Source organism: Pigmentiphaga daeguensis (assembly GCF_039523035.1).
Lineage (GTDB): Bacteria > Pseudomonadota > Gammaproteobacteria > Burkholderiales > Burkholderiaceae_B > Pigmentiphaga > Pigmentiphaga daeguensis.
The window spans coordinates 1-4,290 of the sequence record NZ_BAAAEN010000056.1; the positions used below are offsets into that span (position 1 = coordinate 1).

Annotated in this window: 4 protein-coding genes and 1 rRNA gene; 4 read left to right on the top strand and 1 reads right to left on the bottom strand. The window is 66.0% G+C overall.

The window, feature by feature from the left end; all coding sequences use genetic code 11:
• Nucleotides 1-96 (top strand): 5S ribosomal RNA (gene rrf, locus ABD104_RS29960); the annotation flags it as partial.
• A gap of 182 nt (nucleotides 97-278) precedes the next feature.
• Nucleotides 279-1,466, top strand: a complete 1,188-nt coding sequence (locus tag ABD104_RS29965) for a PQQ-dependent sugar dehydrogenase (RefSeq protein ID WP_087841750.1) — start codon at nucleotides 279-281, stop codon at nucleotides 1,464-1,466.
• 77 nt (nucleotides 1,467-1,543) lie between these two features.
• Here ABD104_RS29965 and ABD104_RS29970 read toward each other — a convergent pair whose 3' ends face one another.
• Nucleotides 1,544-1,915, bottom strand: a complete 372-nt coding sequence (locus ABD104_RS29970; protein ID WP_087841749.1) for an SWIB/MDM2 domain-containing protein — start codon at nucleotides 1,913-1,915, stop codon at nucleotides 1,544-1,546.
• 254 nt (nucleotides 1,916-2,169) lie between these two features.
• On the opposite strand from ABD104_RS29970, the gene ABD104_RS29975 reads away from it, so the two are divergent.
• Together ABD104_RS29975 and ABD104_RS29980 are read left to right on the top strand one after the other, a co-directional pair.
• A complete protein-coding gene (locus ABD104_RS29975; RefSeq protein WP_165963321.1) occupies nucleotides 2,170-3,009 on the top strand; it encodes a DUF3047 domain-containing protein in 840 nt (279 codons plus the stop codon).
• Nucleotides 3,010-3,061: 52 nt separating this feature from the next.
• Nucleotides 3,062-4,237, top strand: a complete 1,176-nt coding sequence (locus ABD104_RS29980) for a M20 aminoacylase family protein (protein WP_343928862.1) — start codon at nucleotides 3,062-3,064, stop codon at nucleotides 4,235-4,237.
• Nucleotides 4,238-4,290: the final 53 nt, after the last annotated feature.

Consider the following 4,290-nt stretch of genomic DNA (forward strand, 5'->3'; position numbering starts at 1 on the left):
GGTGGTCCCACTCCTTCCCATCCCGAACAGGACAGTGAAACGCCTTTGCGCCGATGATAGTGGACGGACGTCTGTGAAAGTAGGTCATCGTCAGGCTACCCACCCTCAAAACCCCCGACCGGAAACCCGGCCGGGGGTTTTGTCTTTTCATGGCCGCGCATTTCGCGTGAAGCCTTTCCCTACCTCTTGTTTCCTGTAATTCCGTATCCCGTGGCGCCGCAGGGGAACGGCCGCGCCTTTTTCCCGGTCAAGCAAGGATCGCGGACAAGGAGAACGACATGAGATCAGTGCGATGGATGGCGGGATGGACCCTGGCTCTGGGCATGACAGTGGCCTTCGCGTCGGTGGCGCAGCCTGTGCGACCGGGAAAGGATGTACCGATGGCCCGTGCGGCCTTGCCCGCCGGTGTGACGTTGTCCACCTGGGCCGAGGGCCTGGAGCATCCATGGGGCTTGGCGCTGCTGCCCCAAGGTGGCGCGTTGGTGACCGAGCGGCCCGGGCGCTTGCGCGTGGTTTCCGGGCAGGGGCAGCTCTCGGCGCCGGTGGCGGGCGTGCCCCGGGTGGATGCCCGGGGCCAGGGCGGCTTGCTGGACGTCGTGCTACATCCGGATTTCGCACGCAACGGCCTGGTGTACCTGAGCTATGCGGAGGCGGGCGATGGAGGCAACAGCACCGCGGTGGCTCGCGGCAAGCTGGTGCAGGACGGCGGCCAGTGGCGTTTCGCCGATTCCCAGGTGGTCTTCCGCCAGGCTCCGAAGTTCGCCAGCACATTGCATTTCGGATCACGCCTGGTCTTTGCGCGCGACGGCAAGCTGTTCATCACGCTGGGCGAACGCTCCAGCCGCCAGACCCGGCCGGACGCGCAGGGCTTGAACACGCATCATGGCAAGGTCGTCCGTATCAACGATGATGGCAGCGTGCCGCGCGACAACCCCTTCGTCGGCGACAAGGGTGCCCTGCCCGAGATCTGGTCCCAGGGCCATCGCAACCCCCAGGGGGCGGCGTTGAATCCGCGCACCGGTGAACTATGGGTGGTCGAGCACGGCCCCCAGGGGGGCGATGAGCTGAATGTCGTGCGGGCTGGCAAGAACTACGGCTGGCCCTTGTACACGTATGGCGAAGAATATGGCGGCGGAAGGATCGGGCAGGAGGCTTCACCGCCGGGCTTCGAGCCGCCCTTGTACAGCTGGGTGCCGTCGGTGTCCCCGAGCGGGCTGGCATTCTATACGAGCCAAGCCATTCCCTCGTGGACCGGCAGCCTGTTCACCGGGGCGTTGAGCGGCCAGGCGCTGATACGGCTGCAACTGGACGGCGAAAAAGTCGTGCGCGAGGAACGCCTGCTAACCGATCTGGGCAGCCGGATCCGCGATGTCGTGATGGGACCGTCGGGAGAACTGTACCTGCTGACCGATGCCAGGCAGGGGAAGATACTGGTCCTGCGCGGCGCGGGCGCCGCAGGCTCGTAGGCCGGGCAAGACCTGCAGGGCGCCCGGACCGCGTTGGCCGGGCGCCGGCGGGAGCCCCGCGAGCCGGGGCGGCCTGCTTATTTCAGGTGCGCGTTGACGATCTTGGTCAGCTCGAACATGTCGACGCTGGGCTTGCCGAACAGCTCCTTGAGCTTGGCATCGCCGTTGATGTTGCGCTTGGCCTTGGGATCCTGCAGCTTGTGCTTCTTGATGTATTCCCAGATCTTGCGCGTGACTTCGGTGCGCGGCAGCGGGGCCGGGCCGATGATGGCGGCCAGCGTGGCGCTGGGGGTCATGGGCTTGAGGAAGGCGGCGTTGACCTTGCGGGGAGCCTTGGTCGCGGCCTTCTTGGCCGGAGCGGCCTTCTTGGCTGCCGGGGCTTTCTTAGCCGGAGCGGCTTTCTTGGCGGGCGCGGCTTTCTTCGCGGGCGCCTTCTTGGCTGTGGCCATGCTGTACTCCTAAAAAGGGGTTCAATCGTCAGATCGTTGGCAGGGCCACACCGCAGTGCGCGAGAGGCAGACTCCAGAACTGCGGAATAACCCCGCGAGCGCAGCATATCGCCTTGCTGGGCAAAGCCACAACAAAATTCCAACAGAAACGGCGTTTCCCCGGGGTTTTAGACGGGGATGCAACGCTTGGGGGGCCGCTATGGCCGGTAGAATGGTCACATTGCCGTCTACACCCAGTCGGGATGCGCCCGCCGATGTTTGCATTTGTTCCGTTTCGTATCCGGTCATCCGCCTTGTCGCTGGCCTTCGCGGCGCTGCTCGCGGGCTGTGCCGGCCCCACTTCCGAGCGGGTGGACCCGGCGGAACCGATCGATGGCGCCGCGGCATTGATGCTGTCCCAATCGCCTTCGGCCGTGGGCGAGGCCCCGGCGGGATGGCGGCCCTGGATCATCCGGTCCGACAAGACCAGGACCCGCTACCAGCTCGCGCGCGCCAGCGTGGGCGGGCACGAGCGTCCGGTGTTGCATGCCGTGGCGGAGTCCGCCGCGAGCGGGATGTGGGTGCCGGTGAACCTGCCCGCCGCGCAGGCTCCGTATGTGCGCTGGTCCTGGCGCACCGATGCGATGATCGACCGGGCCGACAGTTCCCGCCCCGAGACCGAGGACGCTCCAGCCCGCTTGGTGCTGGCCTTCGACGGCGACTGGCGCAAGCTGCCCTTGCGGGACCAGATGCTGGCCGATACCGCGCGCATGCTGCTGGGGCGCGAGATGCCCTACGCCACCCTGATCTACACCTGGGACTCCGCCAAGCCCGTGGGCGCCAGCCTGGCCAATGCCCATACGTCCCGCATCCGCCTGAAGGTGGTCGAGTCCGGCCCGGAGCGAACGGGACGCTGGCTGGACTACGAGCGCAACTATGTGCAGGACTACATCGAATTGTTCGGAGAGGAGCCCGGCACGCTGATCGGCGTCGGGGTCATGACCGATACGGACAATACCCGGAGCTACGCCGAGAGCTGGTATGGCGACATTCAGCTTTTGACACCAAGTCGTACCGCGCTGGGGGAACTCCCGGACGGACCGGTTATCGATTGACATTCGGGCCGCCGAGCGGCCGCAGGACCGGAGAGCAGGAATGGATGCTGGGGTGGCGTTGCGTTCGCCGCTGGAAGCCATACGCAAGTTTCACGATGATCTGACGCTGCTGCGGCGCGACCTGCACGCGCATCCCGAGCTAGGATTCGAAGAGGTGCGCACCTCGGGCATCGTTGCCAAGGCGCTGGAGCTGCTGGGCGTGGAGGTGCACCGGAACATAGGCAAGACCGGGCTGGTCGGGATCATCCACGGCCGGCGCTGCGACAGCGGCCGCATGATCGGCCTGCGGGCCGACATGGACGCGCTGCCGATGGCCGAGGACAACGCCTTCGCGCACCGTTCCAGCAAGCCGGGCCTGATGCATGGCTGCGGTCACGATGGCCACACCACCATCCTGCTGGGGGCGGCGCGCTATCTGTCCAGGACGCGCAACTTCGACGGCACCGCGGTGCTGATTTTCCAGCCGGCCGAGGAAGGGCTGGGCGGGGCCCGCGCGATGATGGACGACGGGTTGTTCGACACCTATCCTTGTAACGAAATCTACGCCCTCCACAACTGGCCGGGCCTGCCGGCCGGCAAGGTCGGCATCAATCCCGGGCCGATGATGGCCGCTTCCGACCGCTTCGAGATCGTCATCGAGGGCAAGGGCGGCCATGGCGCGCACCCCTACCAGACGATCGATCCGGTGGTGGCGGCGGGGCAGATCATCACCGCGACGCAGTCCATCGTCTCGCGCAACGTCAATCCGCTGGATTCCGCGGTGGTGTCCATCTGTTCGGTGCAGGCCGGCAACCCCGGCGCGATGAGCGTGATTCCGCGCGAGGCCCGCCTGGTGGGCACGGTGAGGACCTTCCGCCGCACGGTGCAGGAGATGGTCGAGACGCGGCTGCGGGACCTGTCGTCGTCGATCGCCGCCGCCTTCGGGGCGACGGCCACGCTCAAGTACGACCGCATCTATCCGGCCACCATCAACACGCCGCGGGAGGCCAATTTCGTGGCCGACGTGGCGACCGCGATGCTGGGCAAGGAAAACGTCATCCGCGACCTGACGCCGTCGATGGGCGCCGAGGATTTTTCGTTCATGCTGCAAGGGCGGCCGGGCGCCTATTTCCGGCTGGGACAGGGCGGCGCGGAACAGGGCTGCTTCCTGCACAGCAGCAACTACGATTTCAACGACGCGGTGATCAGAGGTGGCTCCGGTTGTTTGGACAGTATTTTGAGATTTTAAGTGGAACGCTCCGGGCACATCATGCTGCCGTTTTAATCGCAGGCAGCATCGCG

Excerpts from the sequence above, each read along its gene's own strand:
- ABD104_RS29965 (WP_087841750.1), top strand. The coding sequence starts at position 279 with ATGAGATCAGTGCGATGGATGGCGGGATGGACCCTGGCTCTGGGCATG.
- ABD104_RS29970 (WP_087841749.1), bottom strand. The coding sequence starts at position 1,915 with ATGGCCACAGCCAAGAAGGCGCCCGCGAAGAAAGCCGCGCCCGCCAAG.
- ABD104_RS29975 (WP_165963321.1), top strand. The coding sequence starts at position 2,170 with ATGTTTGCATTTGTTCCGTTTCGTATCCGGTCATCCGCCTTGTCGCTG.